Source organism: Azonexus hydrophilus DSM 23864 (assembly GCF_000429605.1).
Lineage (GTDB): Bacteria > Pseudomonadota > Gammaproteobacteria > Burkholderiales > Rhodocyclaceae > Azonexus > Azonexus hydrophilus.
Window position 1 is genome coordinate 159767 of record NZ_AUCE01000012.1, and the last position, 22332, is coordinate 182098.

The following is a 22332-nucleotide window of genomic DNA, read 5'->3' on the forward strand; positions in this document are numbered from 1 at the left end:
GTCCGGGACGCAAAAAAACCCGCTGAATGGCGTGGATAGGGGCAGAAGGGCCAACACGAACCCGAAAAGGTGTGCTACTTTTATCCCGCTGCCGTTAGAACGGCCAGTTTTCTTAACTTGATTGAAGTAACAGGAGGCACTTAGATGAATAAATCCGAGCTGGTCGAAGTTGCTGCACAAGAAGCTGGTATTACCAAGGCCGCCGCAGACAAAGCGCTGTCGGCCATCATCGGCGCGGTCGTCAAGGCCGTGTCCAAGGGCGAGTCGGTGACGCTCGTCGGTTTCGGTACTTTCAAGTCCGCACCGCGCGCTGCCCGCACCGGCAAGAACCCGAAGACGGGGGCAACGTTGAAGATTCCGGCCACGACAGTGCCGAAGTTCACGGCAGGGACGGCATTCAAAGCAGCCGTCGCACCCAAGAAAAGCGCTGCCAAGAAGAAATAATCGCAGTTTTAACCAATGCGGGGGCCGTCATCGACGGACTCCGCTTTTTACTTTGCAATGAACAATCCGAACAGCGACATCCAGATCGAAGACACGCCGGCTGAGGCCGAGTCGACCGAAAACCCGCCCGTCGAGGTGCAGCAGCCGGAATTCCAGCCGCTGGACATGCGCCGCCGGCTCCGCGAACTGCTTTCGGTTCCGGAACGGGACCGCAGCGACGAAGTGTGGGACGAAATCATCGAGCTGGAAATCCAGCTGGCCCCGGGGAACCGCATTTCCGGCGGTGAATCGCAGTCTGGCGGCGGTGGGCAGCCGCGTCACAACCAGCCGCGGCATGGCAACAAGCCCGGTGGTGGCCACGTCGGTGGCGGCAATGCCGGTCCGGCAGCCGGCGCGCAGCAGAAGAAGCATCGTCCGCGGACCAAGAACAATCGTCGTCCGCGTCAGGGTGGCAAGCCCGGCGGTGGTGCCGGCGAAGCGGCCTGAGCCGCGAATACGCCTCGGCCGGGTACGGCATGCAACACTTTGATCTGATCATCGTCGGCGGTGGTCTGGCCGGTGCCAGCCTCGCCGTTGCCTTGCGCAACAGTCGCTTGCGCATTGCCCTGGTCGAGACGCGGCCGCCGCAGCGTCCAGAGGGCTGGGATGCGCGCATCTACGCGATCAGCCCGGCCAATGCCGAATTCCTGGATGGAATCGGCGTCTGGAAACACCTCGATCCGGCACGCGTGGCGCCGATCAGCGCCATGCAGATACGCGGCGATGCCGGGGGCTCGCTCGAGTTTTCGGCATTCCAGACCGGAGTTCCCGATCTCGGCACCATCCTCGAGTCGTCGTTGATGGCTTGTGAGCTGTGGGAGAACCTCAAGCGCCAGGCCAATCTGCAATTGTTCGTCGGGCAGCGTCCGGCGGCGCTCGAGTTTCGCGAGGAAGCGGCGCTGCTGCGCCTTGAGGACGGCCAGGTTCTTGCCGCGCCGCTGCTCGTCGGCGCCGATGGTCGCGACTCCTGGGTGCGTGAAAGCGCCGGGTTGTCGGCGATCAATAGTCATTACGGCGAAAAAGGCGTGGTCGCCAATTTTTCGACCGAAAAAATGCACCGAAACATCGCCTGGCAGTGGTTCCGGGACGACGGCGTGCTGGCCTGGCTGCCGCTGCCCGGGAACCGTATTTCCATCGTCTGGTCTACCCCGGACGAAGCGGCGGATGCCTTGTGTGCCCTGCCTGCCGAGGCTTTTGCGCAGCGTGTTGCCGAAGCCGGCGGTCATGTGCTCGGGGCGCTGGAACTGATCACGCCGCCGGCAGCTTTCCCGTTACGCCTGATGCGGGTGCCGGAAATCGTCGCGCCGAGGCTGGCCCTGGTCGGCGACGCCGGGCACGGAATTCATCCCTTGTCCGGCCACGGCATCAACCTGGGTTTCCAGGATGCCCGCGAGTTGGCTGATCGCTTGCTGGCTGCGGGGCCCTGGGAAGATATCGGTCAGTTGCGTTTCCTGCAGGGATATCAGCGCGCCCGGCGCGAGGAAATCCATCTGTTGCAGACGACAACCGACACGTTGCGCCGGCTGTTCGCCAGTCGGTCGCCGGTACTGCGCCCCTTGCGCAACCTGGGCCTGGGATTGACTGACCGTCTGCCCGTGGCCAAGAGTTTTCTGGTCCGTTATGCCCTTGGGGCCATTTAGGAGAATCGAATGCTGGTCAAAACCCTGTCTGCCTTCCTCTTGTCGCTGCTGGCCATCGGCTGCTCGGCCAATGCCAACGAAGCCGAGATCCGCAAGGCGGTGGAAGCCAAGCTGGGAATCAAGGTTGAAAGCGTCACCCGTTCCGGCTATTTCGGCCTGTACGAGATCTACGCCGACGGTAACCTGTTCTATACCGACGACAAGGTGACGGCGATGCTGATCGGTGGCGATGTGATCCGTTCGCCGCATGCGATGAACCTGATCGATCTGAAGAACAATCGCAATGTGACCGATGAACGTTTGCGTCAACTGACCGCGATCAAGTTCTCCGATCTGCCGCTGGAGCAGGCGATCAAGCAGGTCAAGGGCGACGGCAAGCGCGTGCTGGCCACCTTCGAGGACCCCAATTGTGGTTACTGCAAGCGTCTGGCCAAGGATCTGCAGAAGCTCGAGAACGTGACCATTTACACCTTCCTGCTGCCCATCCTGTCCGAGGATTCGCTGAAGAAGTCGCGTCAGATCTGGTGTTCTGCCGATCGTCTCAAGGCCTGGAATGACTGGATTCTCGACGGCAAGACACCGGGCGGCCGGGATAATTGCGATACCACGGCGATCACGCGCAATCAGGAGTACGCGCGGCGTCTGAACATCACCGGTACGCCAACCCTGTTCTTCGCCGACGGCGAGCGGGTGCCCGGTGCGGTACCGCTCAATGTGCTGGAGCAGAAGCTGAAGCAGCAGAAGTAAGTTTTTTCCGACCCTTCGGGGTTCGCATCGACGGCATGTGTCCGTTCCTCGGGAACGGCGCATGCCGTTTCTTTTTCCCCACAAAAAACCACTGGCCGCCATGTCATGCGGGTTGCGGTCGGCTGTGCAAAACTCCTGATGTTTCACTTTAACTAGTGTTTTCCTTGTATTGATTTTTAAGGGTTTTTTGATTACAAAAATCTCTCCGGAAACCCCGCTAAGTCATTGTTGTGTAAGAAAAAATTCCCGGTTTTTCTATTGACGCGCCTGCTTTGTTGTTCTAAAGTGGGTAAACGTGTTGAAAAGTGGGTAAACGGGGATGTTCGAGGGGGCTGCGGCACTCAATCTGGATGCGAAAGGACGGCTTGCCATACCGGCAAGGCATCGTGACGTCCTGCTCGCGGCCGGTGAGGGCTCGCTGGTACTGACCGCGCACCCGCATCGCTGCCTGTTGCTCTACCCCGCGCCCGCCTGGCAGCCGATCCGCGACCAGATCCTGAAGGCGTCCAGCCTCGATCCGCGGGCGGCAGCGATCAAGCGCGTGATGGTCGGTAATGCTCGTACCGAAGCGCCTGATTCCGCCGGTCGTCTGCTGATTGCGCCGGAGTTGCGCACTTATGCCCAGTTCGAGAAGACCGTGTACCTGGTCGGTATGGGCAGTCATTTCGAAATCTGGAGCGAGACGGGCTGGCAGCAACAGAACGATCTCGCGGCCGAGGCGCTGACGGGCGACCTGCCGGCCGGTCTCGGGGATCTTGTGCTGTGAGTTCCGGCGGCGCCCATGTCACGGTGCTGCTCGACGAGGCGGTGGATTCCCTGGCAATCAAACAAGACGGTGTTTACGTGGACGCCACCTTCGGGCGGGGCGGCCACAGCCGGCGCATTCTGTCGGCGCTTGGCGACAACGGTCGTCTGGTTGCGCTTGATCGTGACCCGCAGGCGATTGCTGCCGGTGCAGCCGTGGCTGACCGGCGTTTTCAACTGGTGCACCGAGCTTTCGGCGAACTGGCCGAGGCGGCGGTCGAGGCCGGCGTGGCGTCGGTCGATGGAATTCTGTTGGACGTAGGGGTGTCGTCGCCGCAAATCGACGACGGGGAGCGCGGTTTCAGCTTCCGCTATGACGCGCCGCTCGACATGCGTATGGATACGACGCAGGGCGAGACGGCGGCCGAATGGCTGGCGCGGGCCGAATTGAGGGAAATTACGGAGGTCATCAAAAATTATGGCGAAGAACGGTTTGCTTTCCAGATTGCAAAGAAGGTTGTGGCTGCTCGGGGCGAACAACCAATTGTCACAACAGCTCAGTTCGCGGCCCTCGTACGCGAGACCGTGCGCACCCGTGAGCCAGGGCAGGACCCGGCGACGCGCAGCTTTCAAGCTCTACGGATTCATATCAATCAAGAGCTCCGCCAGCTGGAGGTAGTCCTGCCGCAGGCGCTTGAACTGCTCAAGCCCGGTGGCCGGCTGGTCATCATTTCCTTCCATTCGCTCGAAGACCGCATCGTGAAAAACTTCATGCGCGCCCAGTCGACTGCAGATTCCCTGCCCAAGGGGCTGCCGTTGCGCGCCGACCAGTTGCCGCAGCCCAAGCTGCGCCTGATCGGCAAGGCAATCAAGCCGGGTGCCGCCGAGGTCGCGGCAAACCCGCGCGCGCGTAGCGCGGTGATGCGGGTCGCGGAGAAGGTCTGATGTTCCGTCTCAATCTCTTTCTCCTGTTGATCGTCGTGTTCTGTGCGCTGGCCGTGGTCACCTCGCAGCATCGCGGTCGCAAGCTGTTCCAGGCCCTCGAGGCGGAACAGGAGAAAGTGCGCCAGCTCGATATCGAGTTTGGCCAGCTGCAGATCGAGATGTCCACCTGGGCGACGCACCCGCGGGTCGAGAAGATTGCCCGCGAGCGGCTGCGCATGGTGGTGCCGCCGCTGCACCAGGTGTCGCGGCCAGTGCCGGTCGGGGAGGTGCGCTGATGGTCGTGCGCCGCCGTCCGCAGCGCGGGCATCGTTACACGGAAAGCCCGATCCTGGCGCTGGCCCTGCAGGGCTGGCGTTCGCGCATGGTCGGCCTGTTGCTGATGGCAGCCTTCCTGGTACTGCTGATGCGCGCCTTCTATCTGCAGGTAATCAACAACGATTTCCTCCAGGAAAAAGGCGATTCCCGCTATCTGCGCGACATCGAGATTTCCGCTTCGCGCGGCAAGGTGACTGACCGCAATGGCGACATGCTCGCGGTGTCCACGCCGATGCGCTCGATCTGGGCGATTCCGTCCGACGCGCGGACCATGAGCGGCGAGCAGAAGCGCCAGTTAGCCGAACTGGTCGAACTGAAACCGCGCGAACTCGATGCGCGCCTAGCGTCGGAAAAGAATTTCGTCTTCGTCAAACGCCAGGTGCCGCCGCAGGTCGCCGAGCAGATCGCGGCGCTCAAGCTGCCCGGCGTCCACCAGGAAAAGGAATACCGCCGCTTCTATCCGGCCGGCGAGATGACCGCCCATCTGGTCGGCTTTACCGGCGTGGACGACAAGGGTCTGGAAGGCGTCGAGCTGGCCTTCCAGCAAGCCTTGCTGGGCCGTGCCGGGGCGCGCACGGTGATCCGTGACCGGCGCGGCAACATCATCGAGGATGTCGGCGCGACTCGCCCGCCGCGCGACGGCAGCGATGTCGTGCTGGCCATCGATTCCAAGATCCAGTATCTGGCCTACAGCCACCTGAAGGCGACGGTGACCGAGAGCAAGGCCAAGGGCGGCGGGGTCGTGGTGCTCGATACTCGCACCGGCGAAATCCTGGCGCTGGTCAACTGGCCGACCTACAACCCGAACAACCGTGCCCGCCTGTCCGGCGAACAACTGCGCAACCGCGCGGTGACCGATACCTTCGAGCCGGGGTCGACGTTGAAGCCGTTCACCGTGGCCCTCGGTCTGGAAAAGGGCAAATACCGCTACGACAGCGTGGTCGATGTGTCGCCGGGGCGGATTACCGTCGGCCGTGCGGTGATCAGCGACATCCATCCGCACAAGGAATTGACGGTGGCGCAGATCGTCCAGAAGTCCTCGAACGTCGGCACCACCAAGATGGCCCTGAGCATGCCGCCCGAGGCGATGTGGGAGATGTTCGACAATCTTGGCTTCGGCAAGTCGCCGCAACTGGGTTTCCCGGGCGAGGTCGGCGGTCGTCTGCGGGCGTGGAAGAACTGGCGGCCGATCGAGCAGGCGACCATGTCCTACGGTCATGGCATTTCGATGAGCCTGATCCAGTTGGCGCGCGCTTATACCGTGTTTGCGCGTGACGGCGACATCGTGCCGGCCTCGTTGCTGCGCGTCGATGCGCCGGTGGTTCGCGGTCAGCCGGTGTTTTCCGCGCAGACCGCACGGGAATTGCGGGCCATGCTGGAACTGGTCGTGATGCCGGGCGGTACCGCGCTGAAGGCTGCTGTGCCGGGCTACCGGGTCGGTGGCAAGACCGGCACCGCGCACAAGCTCGAAGGTGGCGTGTACGCCAACAAGTACATCGCCTCGTTTGTCGGCATCGCGCCGATTTCCAATCCCCGCCTGGTGGTCGCCGTGATGATCGACGAGCCGTCGGCGGGGCAGTACTACGGTGGCCAGATCGCTGGTCCGGTGTTTTCCAGCGTGATGGGTGGGGCCTTGCGTACGCTCGGCGTCGCGCCCGATGCGCCGGTCCAGGTGGCTGCATTGAATGAAGACAAGGGGCGGATGTGATGACGCCGCGTGAAATTCTCGATCGTCTGGAAAGTCTCGGCATCGAGCCGACCGGCATTGCCGACGACAGCCGGCAAGTGCGTCCGGGCGACGTGTTCCTGGCCTATCCCGGCGATCTGGCCGACGGTCGTGCCTATATCGCCGACGCGCTGGCGCGCGGGGCGCGGGCCGTGGTCTGGCAGCCGGGCGGCGAATTCGTCTGGAATCCGGCGTGGGCGGTGCCCAACTTTGCCGCCGAGGCCCTGCGGCCATTGGCCGGTCCGCTGGCGCACGCGATCTACGCGCACCCGAGCGAGGGCATGTCGCTGATCGCGATTACCGGCACCAATGGCAAGACCACGGTCAGCCAGTGCCTTGGTCGAGTTTATCCGCGTCCCTGCGCGGTGATCGGCACGCTGGGTGCGGGTTTCCCGGAGGAATTGACGACGACCGGTTTCACCACCCCGGAAGCGACGACGCTGATGCGTTACCTGGCCGATTTCCGCGCCCGCAAGGCCGCAGCCTGCGCGCTTGAAGCGAGTTCGATCGGCATGGAGGAAGGGCGGATGAACGGTCTGCGTGTCGATGTCGCGGTGTTTACCAACCTGACCCGCGATCACCTCGATTACCACGGCAGCATGGAAGCCTATGCCGCCGCCAAGGAAAAGCTCTTTTTGTGGCCGCGTCTGCGTACCGCAGTGATCAACCTGGACGACGATTTCGGCGTGCATCTGATGCGTGAAACGACGGCCATGCGCGCCATCGGTTATTCGGCGCAGCCGCCGCGTCGCGATTTTCCGGCGCTGGTGCGGGCCGAGAACATTGTCGATACGCCTTTCGGCCAGCGTTTCGAGATCGTGCTGCCGAACGGCCGGGCCATGGTCGATACGGCGCTGGTCGGTCGCTACAACGTCTCCAACCTGCTCGCCTGCGCCGCCGTGCTGCACGACGCCGGCGTGATGCCGGCCGAGATCGGTCGCCGTCTGTCCGAGCTGACGCCGCCGCCGGGGCGCATGGAGCGTCTGGGCGGTGTCGGTGAGCCGCTGGTGGTCGTCGATTACGCGCACACGCCAGATGCCCTGGCCAATGCACTGGGGGCGCTGCGGCCGCTGGCTGACGTGCGCGGTGGCAAGCTGGCGGTGGTTTTCGGTTGTGGTGGCGATCGCGACAAGGGCAAGCGCCCGCAGATGGGTGGTGTCGCCGAAGCCGGTGCTGATCGCGTCATGGTTACCAGCGACAACCCGCGCAGCGAATCGCCGGCAGAAATCATCGAAGCCATCCTGGGCGGCATGGTACACGCCGAGGTCGAGCCCGACCGCGCGCAGGCGATCCGCCGCGCCATCGGCGAAGCTGCCGATGCCGACGTGATCCTGCTGGCCGGTAAAGGGCATGAGGACTATCAGGAGGTCGGCGGTCAGCGCCTGCCATTCTCCGACATGGCCGAAGCGCAGGCGGCATTGAACCTGCGTCGCCAAGGAACTGAGGTGGCCGCATGATCGCCTGGCAACTCTCGCAAGTCGCCGCTGCCGTCGGCGGTCGTCTGCTCGGTGCCGATCGCCGGATCGCCGGCGTTTCCACCGACACCCGGGCGGTGGCGCCCGGTCAACTGTTCATCGCCTTGCGTGGCGAGCGTTTCGACGCCCACGATTTTCTGGAGACAGCTGTGACTGCGGGCGCCGCCGCGCTGCTCGTTGCCGATGCTGCTCGTGTTCCGGCCGGCGCATCGGCCGTGCTTGTCGACGACACCCGGCTGGCGCTTGGTCGCCTGGCGGCGGCCTGGCGCAGTCAGTTTTCGCTGCCGGTGATCGCGGTGACCGGTTCGAACGGCAAGACCACGACCAAGGAAATGATCGCCGCCGTCCTCAAGGCGGCATTCGGTGATGCGGTGCTGGCCACGCGCGGAAATTTCAACAACGACATCGGCTTGCCGCTGACCTTGCTCGGTCTCGACGCCACGCATCGCGCCGCGGTGATCGAGATGGGCATGAACCATCCCGGCGAGATCGGGTACCTGACGCGCATCGGCGCACCGACGGTGGCGCTGGTGACCAACGCCCAGCGTGCCCACCTCGAAGGCATGGGCGGCCTTGACGAGGTGGCCCGCGAGAAGGGTACGATCTTTGCCGGCCTGCCGGCCGACGGTGTTGCGGTGATCAACGCTGACGACGCCTATGCCGGCTTCTGGCGCGAGCAGGTCGGTGAGCAGCCGGTGCACAGCTTCGGCATCGACCAGCCGGCCGACGTCCGCGCCAGCGTGCGCCAGCACGGCCTGGAAACCGCAGTGACGCTGAATGCGGCGGAAGGTGAGGTCAAATTCACGCTGGCCATTCCCGGTCGCCACAATGCCTGCAACGCGCTTGCTGCCGCTGCCGCCTGTCTCGCCGCCGGCCTGCCGCTGTCGGCGGTGGCCGAAGGCCTGGCCGCCTTCGCTGGCGTCAAGGGGCGGCTGCAATTGCGCCAGGGCCGTAACGGCGCGCAGATCCTCGACGACACCTACAACGCCAATCCGGATTCGGTGCGCGCCGGTATCGACGTGCTCGCCGCGACCATCGGCCGCAAGGTGCTGGTGCTCGGCGACATGGGCGAAATCGGCGAGGCCAGCGGCCAGTACCACGACGAGATCGGCGGCTACGCCAAGAGCCAGGGCATCGACCGTCTGTTCGCGCTCGGCGACGCCAGCCAGCAGGCGGTGCGCAACTTCGGCGACGGTGCCCGTCACTTCTGCAATGTCGACAAGCTGATCGGCGCGGTCGACAAGGAACTGGGTCCGGACACCACCGTGCTGGTCAAGGGCTCGCGCTTCATGAAAATGGAACGGGTGGCCGATGCGCTGACCGTCGCTTCCGGGGAGGACCGCTGATGCTTCTGGAACTGGCTCAATGGCTCGCGCAGGACATTCGTTTTTTCAATGTCTTCAACTACATCACGCTGCGTACCGTGCTGGCGACGATGACCGCGCTGCTCATTTCCTTCGTTGCCGGTCCGCGGGTGATCCGCTGGCTGGCCGCCAAGAAGATCGGCCAGGCGGTGCGCACCGACGGCCCGCAGACGCACCTGGTCAAGTCCGGGACGCCGACCATGGGCGGCGTGCTGATCCTGATCGCCATCGGCATCACCACGCTGCTGTGGGGCGACCTGTCCAACAAGTATGTGTGGACCGTACTGGTCGTCACGCTCGGCTTCGGCATCATCGGCTGGTACGACGACTGGAAGAAGGTCGTTTACCGTGATCCGAACGGTCTGGCCAGCCGCTGGAAGTTTTTCTGGCAGTCGGTGCTCGGCGCCGGCGCGGCCCTGTTCCTGGCCTTCTCGGCGACCTCGACGGCGCAGACCGAACTGATCGTGCCCTTCTTCAAGAGTATCGCCTATCCGCTCGGTATCGTCGGCTTCATCACCCTGACCTATTTCGTCATCGTCGGCACCAGCAACGCGGTGAACCTGACCGACGGGCTGGACGGTCTGGCGATCATGCCGACAGTGATGATCGCCGCCGCGCTGGCGATCTTTGCCTACGTGACCGGCAACGCGGTGTATGCCAAGTACCTGCTGATTCCCTATGTGCCGGGCGCTGGCGAACTATGCATCCTGCTCGGCGCGATTGCCGGCGCCGGCCTCGGTTTCCTGTGGTTCAACGCCTACCCGGCCGAAGTCTTCATGGGCGACGTCGGCGCGCTGGCGCTCGGCGCTGCGCTCGGTACCGTCGCCGTCATCGTCCGCCAGGAAATCGTGCTGCTGATCATGGGCGGCGTCTTCGTCGTCGAGACGCTGTCGGTGATGCTGCAGGTGTCGTGGTTCAAGTACACCAAGAAACGTTTCGGCGAGGGCCGGCGAATACTGCGCATGGCGCCGCTGCACCACCACTTTGAACAAACGGGCTGGAAGGAGACGCAGGTTGTCGTCCGCTTCTGGATCATCACCATCATGCTGGTCCTGATCGGGCTGGCGACCTTGAAGCTGCGCTAAATGGAACTCAAGGGCAAACGCGTTCTGGTGATCGGGCTCGGTGAGTCCGGACTGGCGATGGCCAAATGGCTGCATCGCCAGGGCGCGTGCGTCCGGGTCGCCGACTCACGCGACAACCCGCCCAACGTCGATGCGCTGCAGGCCGTCGCCCCGGGCGCCGAGCTGCTCGCCGGCGCTTTCTCAGCTGCCACCTTCGCCGGCTGCGAAGTCGTCGCCCTGTCGCCGGGCGTGGCCAAGGCGACGCCGGCGATAGCCGGCTGCGGCCTGCCGCTGATCTCGGAAATCGAATTGTTTGCCGCCGGTGTGCGCGAGCAGGTGGCAGGCTCGCAGATCGTCGCCATCACCGGCAGCAACGGCAAGACCACGACCACCGCGCTGACCGCCCACCTGCTCAATGGCGCCGGTGTGCCGGCCATCGCTTGCGGCAACATCTCGCCTTCGGCGCTCGACGCGCTGATGGATGCGCAGGACGCCGGCAATCTGCCTGCGGTCTGGGTGGTCGAACTGTCGAGCTTCCAGCTGGAAACGACGCATCACCTGAATGCCGCCGCGGCAACCGTGCTCAACCTCTCGGAAGATCATCTCGATCGTTACAACGGCAGCCTGGCCGAGTACGCGGCGGCCAAGTCGCGCGTCTTCCAGGGCAAGGGCACGATGATCCTCAACCGCGACGACGACTGGTCGATGGCCAACGGTCGCTGCGGTCGCACGATGATCACTTTCGGCCTCAATGCGGCGCCGCGCGGGACCGATTTCGGACTGGCCAACGGCAGTATCGTGCGCGGCGGCGAGGCGCTGGTCGCGCTCGCCGACCTGCAACTGAGCGGTCTGCACAACGCTGCCAACGCGATGGCCGCACTGGCCTTGTGCGAGGCTGTCGGTGTCGTGCCGCAGCGCCTGATCGAACCGCTGAAGGCATTCCGCGGCCTGCCGCACCGGGTTGAAACCGTCGCCGAGATCGGCGGCGTGCTGTATGTCGACGATTCCAAGGGCACCAACGTCGGTGCCACGCTGGCGGCGATCGAGGGCATGGGGCGCAAGGTCGCCATCGTCCTCGGCGGCGACGGAAAAGGCCAGGATTTCTCGCCGCTCAAGGCGGCACTGGCCGAGCACGGCCGCGCGGTCGCGCTGATCGGCCGCGACGCCGCCGCGATCGGCATGGCCATCGAAGGTTGCGGCGTGCCGACCTGCATCGTCGGCGACATGGAAGCCGCCGTGCGCTGGCTGACCGCCCGCGCCGAATCCGGCGATTGCGTGCTGCTGTCGCCGGCCTGCGCCAGCCTCGACATGTACCGCAACTACGCGCACCGCGCGCAAGCCTTCATCGATGCGGTCGGAGGGCTGAAGCCATGATGCTGTCCGCGCTCGACTCGCCGCGCCAGCAACTGGCCGAAATCGACCACGCCCTGCTGTGGTCGGCACTGCTGCTCCTGCTCGGCGGGCTGGTGATGGTCTATTCGGCATCAATCGCGATTGCCGAGGCCGGCCGCTTCACCAACAACCAGCCGGCCTATTACCTGATCCGGCACACGATTTTCCTGTGCATCGGCCTGGTCGCCGGCGCGGTCGCCTTCCAGTTGCCGCTGACGGTGTGGCAGAAATATGCGCCGGTGCTGTTCATGATCGGCGTCGTGCTGCTGGCGATCGTGCTCATTCCCGGCATCGGCAAGGACGTCAATGGCGCCCGCCGCTGGTTGCCGCTCGGCTTCGCCAACCTGCAACCGTCCGAGTTGATGAAACTGTTCGCCGTGCTCTACGCGGCCGACTACACGATCCGCAAGATCAACGTCATGCACGACCTGAAGCAGGCTTTCCTGCCGATGTTCGGCGCGATGGCGCTGGTCGGCATCCTGCTGCTCAAGGAGCCGGATTTCGGTGCCTTCGTCGTGATCATCTCGATCGCCATGGGCATCCTCTTCCTCGGCGGGTTGAAGGCACGCATGTTCGCGCTGCTGATCGTCGGCCTGCTGATCGCCTTCGCGATCATGATCATCGTCTCGCCCTACCGGCGCGACCGCATCTTCGGCTTCATGGACCCGTGGGCCGATGCCTTCGGTCGCGGCTACCAGCTGTCGCATTCGCTGATCGCCTTCGGTCGCGGCGAACTGTTCGGCGTTGGACTCGGCGCCAGTGTCGAGAAACTGTTCTACCTGCCGGAAGCGCATACCGACTTCCTGCTTGCCGTGATCGGCGAGGAACTGGGCTTCGTCGGCGTCCTGACCGTGATCGCCTTGTTCGCTGTGCTGGTCCAGCGCGCCTTCGCCATCGGTCGTCAGTGCGTGCAACTCGACCGCCTGTACCCGGCCCTGGTCGCCATGGGCATCGGCATCTGGCTGGGCGTGCAGTCCTTCATCAACATGGGCGTCAACGTCGGCTTGCTGCCGACCAAGGGCCTCACACTGCCGCTGATGAGCTTCGGCGGCTCGGGCATCCTCGCCAACTGCGTGGCGCTGGCCATTCTCCTGCGGGTGGACTGGGAAAATCGCCAATTGATGCGCGGAGGCAAGCTATGACGGCGCACCAGCTTCATACGCATCACTTGGCGATTTCGTCGCAGGCTAACCCGGCGCAGCCGGTGTTAAGCGCGCAGCGCGGCCGTAGACAAAACCGGCAACTCATGCGGGGAGGAAAACTATGAGCAAAACCATCATGATCATGGCCGGCGGGACCGGCGGCCACATCTTCCCGGCGCTGGCCGTTGCCCACAAGATGCGCGAAGCCGGCTGGCGGGTCGTCTGGCTGGGCAACCCGGAGGGCATGGAGGCCCGCCTGGTGCCGCAGCATGGTTTCGAGATGGTCTGGGTCAAGTTCTCCGCCCTGCGCGGCAAGGGCCTGCTGCGCAAGCTGCTGCTGCCGGTCAACCTGTTGCGCGGCTTCTGGCAGGGCTGGCAGGCGATCCGCCAGGTCAGGCCGGATGTGGTGCTCGGCATGGGCGGCTACATCACCTTCCCGGGCGGCATGATGGCGGCGCTCGCGGGCGTGCCGCTGGTGCTGCACGAACAGAACTCGGTCGCCGGGCTGGCCAACAAGGTGCTCGCCGGTGTTGCCGAGCGCATCGCCACCGGTTTCCCGGAGGTACTGAAGAAGGGCATCTGGCTGGGCAATCCGGTGCGTCCGGAAATCTCCGCCGTGAAACCGCCAGCCGAGCGCTTTGCCGAGCGCGAGGGCGCGCTGCGTGTGCTGATCATCGGCGGCAGTCTGGGCGCGCAGGCGCTCAACGAAGCGGTGCCCAAGGGCATGGCGCTGCTGGCGGCCGACCAGTTGCCACAGATCGTCCACCAGGCCGGCGAGAAGCATATCGACGCGCTCAAGGCGGCCTACGCGGCGGCCGGGGTGCAGGCGCACTGCGTGCCGTTCATCGAGGACATGGCCGGCGCCTACGAATGGGCCGATCTGGTCATCTGCCGGGCCGGGGCACTGACCGTGGCGGAACTGGCGGCAGTCGGCGTGGCCAGCATTCTGGTGCCCTTCCCGCATGCGGTTGACGATCACCAGACCGGCAATGCCCGGTTCCTGGTCAATATCGGCGGCGCCTTCCTGCTGCCGCAAAGCGAACTGACGCCGGAAGCCATCGCCCTGATCCGCAACTACTCGCGCGGTCAGCTTCAGGAAATGGCGGAAAAGGCCCGCAGCCTGGCCAAACCGGAGGCCACGCTGGACGTGGTCAATCTCTGCACGGAAATTGCGAAATGAAGCACAAGGTCAAACACATCCACTTCGTCGGCGTCGGCGGTTCGGGCATGAGCGGCATCGCCGAAGTGCTCGCCCACCTCGACTACACGGTGACGGGCTCCGATATCGCCGCCAGCGCGACGACGCGCCGCCTCGAAGGCGAGGGCGTGCGCGTGACCATCGGCCATGCCGAAGCGAACATTGCCGGCGCCGATGCCGTGGTCGTGTCGACGGCGGTCAAGGAAGACAATCCGGAAGTCGTTGCCGCCCGTGAGAAAAAGATTCCGGTCGTCCCGCGCGCCCAGATGCTGGCCGAACTGATGCGGCTGAAGCGCGGCATCGCCATCGCCGGCACCCACGGCAAGACGACGACGACCAGCCTGGTCACCAGCATCCTGGCCGAAGGCGGTATCGATCCGACCTTCGTCATCGGTGGCCGCCTGAATGCTGCCGGCGCCAACGCCCGCCTGGGCAGCGGCGATTTCCTGGTGGCCGAGGCCGATGAGTCGGACGCCTCCTTCCTCTTTCTGTCGCCGGTGATTTCGGTGGTCACCAACATCGACGCCGATCACATGGAGACCTACGGCCACGATTTCGAGCGGCTCAAGGGCGCCTTCGTCGATTTCCTCAACCGCCTGCCGTTCTACGGCGTCGCCGTGCTCTGCGGCGACGACGCCAACGTGCGCGCGATCATGCCGCAGGTGGCCAAGCAGATCGTCACCTACGGGCTGACCCCGGAATCCAATTTCTACGCCGAGAACGTCGTCGCCGACGGCGGCCAGATGCGCTTCACCTGCGTCCGCGTCAATGGCACGACCTCGCGTCTCGAGATCACGCTGAACACGCCGGGCATGCACAACGTGCTCAATGCGCTGGCGGCGATTGCCGTCGCTACCGAAGTCGGCGTCGCCGATGCGGCCATCGTCAAGGCGCTGGCCGAGTTCAAGGGCGTCGGCCGGCGCTTCCAGCGTTACGGTGAGGTCGCCTTGCCGGCCGGTGGCAGCTTCACGCTGGTCGACGACTACGGCCACCACCCGGTCGAGATGGCGGCGACGCTAGCCGCCGCTCGCGGCGCCTTCCCCGGTCGCCGCCTGCTGCTGGCTTTCCAGCCGCACCGCTACACGCGCACCCGCGACTGCTTCGAGGATTTCGTCAAAGTGTTGTCGACGGTCGATGCCTTGTGCCTGGCTGAAATCTACGCCGCCGGCGAAGCGCCCATCGTCGCCGCCGACGGCCGTTCGCTGGCGCGCGCCCTGCGCGTTGCCGGCAAGGTCGAGCCGGTGTTTGTTGAAGATATCGCGGCGATGCCGCAAACGATCATGGATGTCGCCCGCGATGGCGACGTGGTACTGACCATGGGCGCCGGTTCCATCGGTGCGGTGCCCGGCAAACTGGTGGAAGGCAAATGAGCGGTTTCGGCAAGGTCGCAGTCCTCTTCGGCGGAACTTCCGCCGAACGCGAGGTTTCCCTGAACAGCGGTTCGCGCGTGCTGGCCGCCCTGCTGGGCCAGGGCATCGACGCCCACGCCTTCGATCCGGCCGAGCAGCCGCTTGATGCACTGAAGGGCTATGACCGCGCCTTCATCGCGCTGCACGGCCGCCACGGTGAGGACGGCACGATCCAGGGCGCGCTCGAAGTCATGCACATTCCCTATACCGGCTCCGGCGTGCTCGCCTCGGCGCTGGCCATGGACAAGTTCCGCACCAAGCTGATGTGGCAGGCCGCCGGTCTGCCGATTCCGGAATACGCACTGCTCAAAGCCGACTCCGATTTCGCCGACATCGAGGAAGAGCTCGGCCTGCCGCTGTTCGTCAAGCCGGCGCGCGAAGGTTCGTCGATCGGCGTGACCAAGGTCAAGACGCCGGGCGCGCTGAAGGCCGCCTACGAAGAAGCGGCCCGCCACGATCCGCTGGTGATCGCCGAAAAGGGCGTGATGGGCGGCGAATACACGGTCGGCATCGTCGGCGACGAAGTGCTGCCGATCATCAAGATCGAGCCGGCCACCGAGTGGTACGACTACGAAGCCAAGTACAACCGCGACGACACCCAATACCTGTGCCCCTGTGGCCTGCCGGAAGCCAAGGAAATGCAGATCCGCGCCCAGGCGCTGGAAGCGTTCCGCATGCTGGGCGGCCGCGGCTGGGGGCGCGTCGATTTTCTGATGGACGAGGACGGCAATCACTACTTCCTGGAAGTGAACACCGCGCCGGGCATGACCGATCACTCGCTGGTGCCGATGGGCGCCCGGGCGGCCGGCATGGACTACCCGGCACTGGTGCGTCGCGTCCTCGAACTGGCGGCCAACGACTGAGACGATGAATGTGGCACAAACCCCAACTGCTGACCGCGCTGGCCGACCTGCTGATGCTGGTCGCCGCCGCCGCCTTGCTGGCCGCCGGGGCGGTCTGGCTGGTGCGCGTGCCGTCGCTGCCGGTCAAGCAGGTGGTGTTCGTGGCGCCGCTGGAGCATGTGCGCCGCGGCGAGATCGAGCAGGTTTTGCCGTCGGCGCTGCGCGGCAATTTCTTCAGCCTCGATCTGGAGTCGGTGCGCCTGGCGCTGGAGCAGCTGCCCTGGGTGCGGCGGGCACAGGTACGCCGGGTGTGGCCGGCGACGGTCGAAGTGGCGGTCGAGGAGCACAAGGCGGTGGCGCGCTGGGGCGAGGGCTACGCGGAAATGGTGAACAGCCATGGCGAGGTTTTTGCCGCCCTGCTGCCGGAAAGCGAGATGCGCGCCTTGCCCTTGCTGTCCGGCCCACCGGGGACGGGGCGGGAAGTGCTGGAGCGCTTTGCCGCATTCAACGAGGCGCTGGCCGGGGTGGGCGAGCGGGCTGTCCAGTTGTCGCTGTCGCCGCGTCTGGCCTGGCAGTTGAAGCTGGAAAACGGCATGCGGGTGGAAATCGGGCGGGAGCATCCGAAGTCGCCGGTCGGGCCGCGCCTGGAGCGTTTCGTGGCGGTGTATCCGTCGATGGTGGCCGGTTTGCCGGTGCTGCCGACGGTCGTGGATTTGAGGTATCCGAACGGTTTCGCGATGAAGGTCGCGGGCGAGGGGAAGGGAAAGTAAGACTATGAGCAGGGACAACAAGGATCTGGTGGTTGGCCTGGATATCGGAACGTCGAAGATCGTCGCGCTGGTCGCCGATCTCGACCACGAAGGACGGCTGAGCGTGATCGGCATGGGTTCGCAGGATTCGCGCGGGCTGAAGAAGGGGGTCGTGGTCAACATCGAGGAAACGGTGCACACGATCAGCCGCGTCATCCAGGAAGTCGAGCTGATGGCCGACTGCAAGGTCAGCCATGTGTACACGGGGATTGCTGGCAGCCACATCAAGAGTTTCAACTCGAACGGCATGGTGGCGATCAAGGACAAGGAAGTCACCCAGGCCGACGTCGAGCGCGTGATCGAGACGGCGCGCGCGATGCCGATTCCGGCCGAGCAGGAAATCCTGCACATCCTTACCCAGGAATTCGTCATCGACGGCCAGGACGGTATCCGCGAGCCGATCGGCATGAGCGGCATGCGCCTGGAAGTGAAGACGCACATCGTCACCGGCGCCGTGTCGGCCGCGCAGAACATCGTCAAGTGCGTGCGCCGCTGCGGCCTGGAGGTCAATGACCTGGTGCTGCAGCCACTGGCTTCGAGCTATGCGACGCTGTCCGAGGACGAGAAGGACCTCGGCGTCTGCCTGATCGACATCGGTGGCGGTACCACCGACATCGCCGTGTGGACGCAGGGCGCGATTCGCCACACCTCGGTGATTCCGATTGCCGGCGACCAGATCACCAACGACATCGCCATGGCGCTGCGCACGCCGACGCGTGAAGCCGAGGACATCAAGTGCAAGTACGGTTGCGCCCTGGCGCAACTGGCCGAGATTTCGGAAAACCTCGATGTCGCTGGCGTCGATGACCGGCCCAGCCGCAAGTTGAGCCGGCGGGCGCTGGCCGACGTAATCCAGCCGCGGGTCGAGGAACTGTTCGAGCTGATCCAGCACGAACTGCGCCGCGCCGGCTTCGAGGAGGTCCTGTCGTCCGGCATCGTCCTCACCGGCGGTGCCAGCGCCATGCCGGGCATGGTCGAACTGGGCGAGGAAATCTTCCACATGCCGGTGCGTCTGGGTAATCCCAAGTACGACGGCAGCCTGTCTGACGTCGTCCAGAACCCGCGCTTCTCGACCGCCTACGGCCTGCTGCTGGAAGCGCAGGCGCAGCGCAAGCGGGGGCAGAAGATTCAGGAGAAGCAGGGCATCAAGGATGTCTTCTCCAGCATGAAGCAATGGTTTTCCAAGAATTTTTGATTTGTCATTGAACAGTTTTTTCAGAGGAGGTCGTCATGTTTGAAATCATCGAGAAGGAAGAAGAGCTCGGCACCATCATCAAGGTGTTCGGGGTGGGCGGTGCCGGCGGCAATGCCATCGAGCACATGATCCGCGAAGGGGTGAACGGCGTCGAATTCATCGCCGCCAATACCGACGCCCAGGCGCTGGCGCGCAATGCTGCGTCGTCCAAGCTGTCGCTGGGCAAGACCGGCCTCGGTGCCGGAGCCAAGCCGGAGGCCGGCAAGATGGCCGCCGATGCGCACCGTGACGAGATCCGCGCGGCGCTGGAAGGCTCGCACATGGCCTTCATCACCGCCGGCATGGGCGGCGGCACGGGTACCGGCGCCGCGCCGGTGGTCGCCGAGATCGCCCGTGAAATGGGCATCCTGACCGTCGGCGTGGTGACCAAGCCGTTCAGCTTCGAAGGCGGCAAGCGGATGAAGTCGGCCGAAGCCGGCATCATCGAGTTTTCCAAGCATGTCGATTCGCTGATCGTCATCCTCAACGACAAGCTGATGGAAGTCATGGGCGACGACGCCGATGTCGACGACTGCTTCAAGGCCGCCGATGACGTGCTCCGCAACGCGGTTGGCGGTATTGCCGAAATCATTACCTACCCGGGCCTGGTCAACGTCGACTTCGAAGACGTGCGCACGGTCATGGGTGAAATGGGTCGCGCGATGATGGGTTCGGCTGCTGCTGCCGGCGTTGATCGCGCTCGCATCGCCGCTGAACAGGCGGTTGCTTCGCCGCTGCTCGAAGGCGTGAATCTGTCCGGTGCGCGCGGCGTGCTGGTGAATATCACCGCCGCCAAGGGCAACCTGAAGATGAAGGAAGTCAACGAAGTGATGAACACCGTCAAGGCCTTCGCTGCCGACGACGCACACATCATCTTCGGCGCGGTGTACGACGAACTGATGGGCGATGCGCTGCGCGTCACCGTGGTCGCCACCGGTCTCGGCCAGGCAGCCGCCAAGCGTCAGACCTTCGAAGTCATCAACACGCCGATGGTCGAAGCGGTGGCCACCGGTACCCACGATGCCGTCGCCTTCAACAGCGGTCCGGCCATCGACTACAACCAGATTGCCGACGTTCCGGCCGTGGTGCGCAAGCGCAACGTCACCGTCGAAGCGCTGGCCAATAGCGGTGTTGATCGTTACGACATCCCGGCTTTCCTGAGAAAGCAGGCCGATTGATCTGTAACAAAAACTCTCTCTGAAAAAGGGCGGCGGCGCATTGTGTTAAAATGCGCCGCCTTCCCCAATCATTCAAAGACTTAAAACAATAATGCTCAAGCAACGTACGCTGAAGACTGTGATCCACGCCTCGGGCGTCGGTCTGCATGGCGGCGTCAAGGTCAATCTGACCTTGCGGCCGGCCGCACCGGATACCGGTATCGTCTTCCGTCGCGTTGACCTGCCCGAACCTGTCGATATTCCCGCGCAAGCGGTCCTGATCGGCGACACCCGCATGTGTTCCTGCCTGGAGCGCGACGGGGTCAAGGTCGGCACCATCGAACACCTGATGTCGGCGCTCTGTGGCCTCGGCATCGACAATGCCTGGATCGACATCGACGCCCCGGAAGTGCCCATTCTTGATGGCTCGGCGGCGCCCTTCGTGTTCCTGATCCAGTCGGCTGGCATCGAAGAACAGAATGCCGCCAAGAAATTCATCCGCGTCACCCGTCCGATCGAGGTCAATGACGGCGACAAGTGGGCGCGTTTCGAGCCCTATGACGGCTATCGCCTGAGCTTTTCCATCGTCTTCAATCACCCGGCCATCGACAAGTCGGCACAGCAGGCGGTGGTTGATTTTGCCGAGCACTCCTACGTCCGTGAAGTGTCGCGGGCGCGCACCTTCGGCTTCATGCAGGAAGTCGAATACCTGCGCGAGAACGGTCTGGCGCTGGGTGGTGGTCTCGAGAACGCGATCGTCCTCGACGAATTCCGCGTCCTCAACCAGGACGGATTGCGTTACGGCGACGAGTTCGTCAAGCACAAGATTCTCGACGCGGTCGGCGACCTCTACCTGCTCGGCCACCCGCTGCTCGCCGCGTATTCGTCGCACAAGGGCGGTCATGCGCTGAACAATCAGCTGGCGCGCGCCTTGCTGCAACAGCAGGACGCCTGGGAGCTGGTCAGCTTCGCCGAATCCGCCCTGGCCCCGCAGGGCGTCACCCGCTGGCTGGCCCAGGCCGCCTGATTCCGCCATGTGGATGCTGCGCCTGCTCGCGGTCATCCTGGTCATCGCCGTCGGCGCCGGCATCCTGCTCTATGTATTCACCGGTAACCGGGCCTATCTCTCGTTCAGTTGGCGCCTGTTCCGCTACGGCCTGGTCTTCGCCCTGCTGGTCTTCGCGCTGATGTTCGTCGAGCGCCTGGCGATCATTCCGCTCTGATCGAACGCTGCAACAATGTGTCGATTGCCTGGCGCAATTTGCCCGGCGGCATGGCTTCGGCAGCGGCCCGTAAACTGTCCGCGGCGCGCCCGGAAATCGGCTTGCTCGTGGAAGTCGTTGATCGATATGAGGATTGTCGAGGTTGAACTTTTACTTCGATGTCGTTACACTCGGCGCCTTCTATAGATAATTCGCCACAAAGTCGCCGGCTCATCTGGCGCAATTTTGCGGCGACCGCGCCATTTTCGGCGTGGATAACGATTTTCCCCGACTTGTAGTTGGCGACATGCGCAGCATGGCGCAGCGCACCGGGGGCAAGCTCGTCGAATCGGCTGGAGAGCTTCATCAGCAGCCTGGCATGGGCCATGACCCGGCCAACTGCGGCATCGGCGTCGAGGTAATGCGCTGGCGCTTTGTACATAGGAGGATCCGTGCAGATTATCGTTGTTTCACGCCATCTCAAGTCGGCGCGTACGATCACCATTATGCCCCGGCACGTGCTCGGGGCGCTCGCAGTTTTCTTTGTCCTGGTGTTCCTGTCGTCGGCGTTCTTCTCGTTCATTTCCCTGCATTTCCGTTTGCCGATTGTCGAGAACATCCTGCTTTCCGTGCAGCAGCAGGAAACCCGCCAGACCCGCGATTACATCACCAACAACCTCAATCTGATGGCAACCCGCCTGGGGGAATTGCAGGGGCGTCTGCTGCAACTCGATACCCTGGGCGATCGCGTTTCCGATCTGGCTGGCATCAAGTCCAAGCCGGCTGCCGAAGCCGCCGAGAAGCCCGGTCAGGGTGGGCCTTTCCTGCCGGCGCCGTTGTCGGCGACTGAGTTGCAGCAGGAAATCGAGCGCCTGGCCACGGCGGTTGATCGCCAGGCCGACGATCTTGCCTTCATGGAATTCAAGTTGCTGGAAAAGCGCGTTGAAGAGCGCCTGATGCCGACCACCTTGCCGGTCAGGAATGCGGTCTTCGGATCGAGTTTCGGCTATCGCAACGATCCGTTTTCGGGTCTGCGCTCGCGTCATGACGGGCTGGACTTCTCGGCGCCGACGGGAACGCCGGTGGTGGCTGCTGCCGACGGCGTGGTGCTGACGGCTTCATATCACCAGGAATTCGGCAACATGATCGACGTCGATCATGGCGACGGTCTGATTTCCCGCTACGCTCACCTGTCGGCCATGGATGTTGTCGAGTCGCAGATCGTGCGGCGCGGGGAAAAGATTGGTGCAGTCGGGACCACCGGTCGGTCGACCGGGCCGCATCTGCATTTCGAAGTGCGTATGCTCGGTGTGCCGCAGAATCCGGCCACCTTCCTCAAGCGGGGCGAGGACTTCGCCCGCTTGCAACGTCGCTGACCCGGCTTGCCGGCCATGGCCGGCAAGCGCCCCCGACACCTCGGTCGGGCATGCTAGAATCCCGGCTC

At 64.2% G+C, this 22332-nt stretch carries 23 protein-coding genes; 22 read left to right on the plus strand and 1 reads right to left on the minus strand.

All coding sequences use genetic code 11. The features are described 5' to 3' along the window. Window positions 1-144 precede the first annotated feature (144 nt). The 21 genes from G471_RS0104795 to G471_RS0104895 all read left to right on the plus strand — a co-directional run bounded on the left by G471_RS0104795 (window position 145) and on the right by G471_RS0104895 (window position 20909). On the plus strand, window positions 145-444 hold the full coding sequence (locus G471_RS0104795; RefSeq protein WP_028994327.1) for an HU family DNA-binding protein: 300 nt from the start codon (window positions 145-147) through the stop codon (window positions 442-444). Window positions 445-501: 57 nt separating this feature from the next. After that, the gene (locus G471_RS16745; protein WP_043420891.1) at window positions 502-930 is read left to right on the plus strand and encodes a hypothetical protein; all 429 of its coding nucleotides are present in this window, start codon (window positions 502-504) and stop codon (window positions 928-930) included. A 29-nt stretch (window positions 931-959) separates the two neighbouring features. Then, window positions 960-2123 (plus strand): UbiH/UbiF family hydroxylase, encoded by a 1164-nt coding sequence (locus G471_RS0104805; RefSeq protein WP_028994328.1) that lies wholly within the window; start codon window positions 960-962, stop codon window positions 2121-2123. 9 nt (window positions 2124-2132) lie between these two features. Beyond that, a complete protein-coding gene (locus G471_RS0104810; RefSeq protein WP_028994329.1) occupies window positions 2133-2870 on the plus strand; it encodes a DsbC family protein in 738 nt (245 codons plus the stop codon). A 319-nt stretch (window positions 2871-3189) separates the two neighbouring features. Then, complete coding sequence (mraZ, locus tag G471_RS0104815; RefSeq protein WP_028994330.1) at window positions 3190-3636, plus strand: division/cell wall cluster transcriptional repressor MraZ; 447 nt, start codon at window positions 3190-3192, stop codon at window positions 3634-3636. Further along, window positions 3633-4559, plus strand: a complete 927-nt coding sequence (rsmH, locus tag G471_RS0104820) for a 16S rRNA (cytosine(1402)-N(4))-methyltransferase RsmH (protein WP_028994331.1) — start codon at window positions 3633-3635, stop codon at window positions 4557-4559. The genes mraZ and rsmH overlap by 4 nt, the downstream gene beginning before the upstream one ends. Next, on the plus strand, window positions 4559-4834 hold the full coding sequence (gene ftsL / locus G471_RS0104825) for a cell division protein FtsL (RefSeq protein WP_028994332.1): 276 nt from the start codon (window positions 4559-4561) through the stop codon (window positions 4832-4834). Before rsmH ends, ftsL begins: the two co-directional genes overlap by 1 nt. Then, complete coding sequence (locus G471_RS0104830; RefSeq protein ID WP_028994333.1) at window positions 4834-6582, plus strand: peptidoglycan D,D-transpeptidase FtsI family protein; 1749 nt, start codon at window positions 4834-4836, stop codon at window positions 6580-6582. The genes ftsL and G471_RS0104830 overlap by 1 nt, the downstream gene beginning before the upstream one ends. Continuing rightward, window positions 6582-8057: a UDP-N-acetylmuramoyl-L-alanyl-D-glutamate--2,6-diaminopimelate ligase gene (locus tag G471_RS0104835; RefSeq protein ID WP_043420895.1), complete on the plus strand. Its 1476-nt coding sequence runs from the start codon at window positions 6582-6584 to the stop codon at window positions 8055-8057. The genes G471_RS0104830 and G471_RS0104835 overlap by 1 nt, the downstream gene beginning before the upstream one ends. Beyond that, window positions 8054-9421, plus strand: coding sequence for a UDP-N-acetylmuramoyl-tripeptide--D-alanyl-D-alanine ligase (locus G471_RS0104840; RefSeq protein WP_028994335.1), 1368 nt, complete (start codon window positions 8054-8056; stop codon window positions 9419-9421). Before G471_RS0104835 ends, G471_RS0104840 begins: the two co-directional genes overlap by 4 nt. Beyond that, complete coding sequence (gene mraY, locus G471_RS0104845) at window positions 9421-10524, plus strand: phospho-N-acetylmuramoyl-pentapeptide-transferase (RefSeq protein WP_028994336.1); 1104 nt, start codon at window positions 9421-9423, stop codon at window positions 10522-10524. Before G471_RS0104840 ends, mraY begins: the two co-directional genes overlap by 1 nt. Further along, window positions 10525-11877 (plus strand): UDP-N-acetylmuramoyl-L-alanine--D-glutamate ligase, encoded by a 1353-nt coding sequence (gene murD / locus G471_RS0104850; RefSeq protein WP_028994337.1) that lies wholly within the window; start codon window positions 10525-10527, stop codon window positions 11875-11877. Continuing rightward, window positions 11874-13037: a putative lipid II flippase FtsW gene (ftsW, locus tag G471_RS0104855; protein WP_028994338.1), complete on the plus strand. Its 1164-nt coding sequence runs from the start codon at window positions 11874-11876 to the stop codon at window positions 13035-13037. The genes murD and ftsW overlap by 4 nt, the downstream gene beginning before the upstream one ends. A gap of 121 nt (window positions 13038-13158) precedes the next feature. Then, complete coding sequence (gene murG, locus G471_RS0104860) at window positions 13159-14217, plus strand: undecaprenyldiphospho-muramoylpentapeptide beta-N-acetylglucosaminyltransferase (protein ID WP_028994339.1); 1059 nt, start codon at window positions 13159-13161, stop codon at window positions 14215-14217. Further along, complete coding sequence (murC, locus tag G471_RS0104865) at window positions 14214-15605, plus strand: UDP-N-acetylmuramate--L-alanine ligase (RefSeq protein ID WP_028994340.1); 1392 nt, start codon at window positions 14214-14216, stop codon at window positions 15603-15605. Before murG ends, murC begins: the two co-directional genes overlap by 4 nt. After that, window positions 15602-16507, plus strand: coding sequence for a D-alanine--D-alanine ligase (locus G471_RS0104870; protein ID WP_028994341.1), 906 nt, complete (start codon window positions 15602-15604; stop codon window positions 16505-16507). Before murC ends, G471_RS0104870 begins: the two co-directional genes overlap by 4 nt. Before the next feature lie 8 nt (window positions 16508-16515). Next, window positions 16516-17256, plus strand: a complete 741-nt coding sequence (locus tag G471_RS0104875) for a cell division protein FtsQ/DivIB (RefSeq protein ID WP_028994342.1) — start codon at window positions 16516-16518, stop codon at window positions 17254-17256. 4 nt (window positions 17257-17260) lie between these two features. After that, the gene (ftsA, locus tag G471_RS0104880) at window positions 17261-18490 is read left to right on the plus strand and encodes a cell division protein FtsA (RefSeq protein ID WP_028994343.1); all 1230 of its coding nucleotides are present in this window, start codon (window positions 17261-17263) and stop codon (window positions 18488-18490) included. 35 nt (window positions 18491-18525) lie between these two features. Next, window positions 18526-19707 carry a cell division protein FtsZ gene (gene ftsZ, locus G471_RS0104885; protein ID WP_028994344.1) on the plus strand — a complete coding sequence of 394 codons (1182 nt, stop codon included), beginning with the start codon at window positions 18526-18528 and terminating at the stop codon, window positions 19705-19707. Between the two features lie 91 nt (window positions 19708-19798). Next, window positions 19799-20713: a UDP-3-O-acyl-N-acetylglucosamine deacetylase gene (gene lpxC / locus G471_RS0104890; RefSeq protein WP_028994345.1), complete on the plus strand. Its 915-nt coding sequence runs from the start codon at window positions 19799-19801 to the stop codon at window positions 20711-20713. A 7-nt stretch (window positions 20714-20720) separates the two neighbouring features. After that, window positions 20721-20909, plus strand: a complete 189-nt coding sequence (locus G471_RS0104895) for a hypothetical protein (protein ID WP_028994346.1) — start codon at window positions 20721-20723, stop codon at window positions 20907-20909. Here the strand turns inward: G471_RS0104895 and G471_RS19015 are convergent. Further along, window positions 20896-21393 carry a DciA family protein gene (locus G471_RS19015; protein WP_342663994.1) on the minus strand — a complete coding sequence of 166 codons (498 nt, stop codon included), beginning with the start codon at window positions 21391-21393 and terminating at the stop codon, window positions 20896-20898. The genes G471_RS0104895 and G471_RS19015 overlap by 14 nt on opposite strands. On the opposite strand from G471_RS19015, the gene G471_RS0104905 reads away from it, so the two are divergent. Continuing rightward, a complete protein-coding gene (locus G471_RS0104905; RefSeq protein ID WP_028994348.1) occupies window positions 21341-22264 on the plus strand; it encodes a M23 family metallopeptidase in 924 nt (307 codons plus the stop codon). The genes G471_RS19015 and G471_RS0104905 overlap by 53 nt on opposite strands. The last annotated feature ends 68 nt before the right edge of the window (window positions 22265-22332 follow it).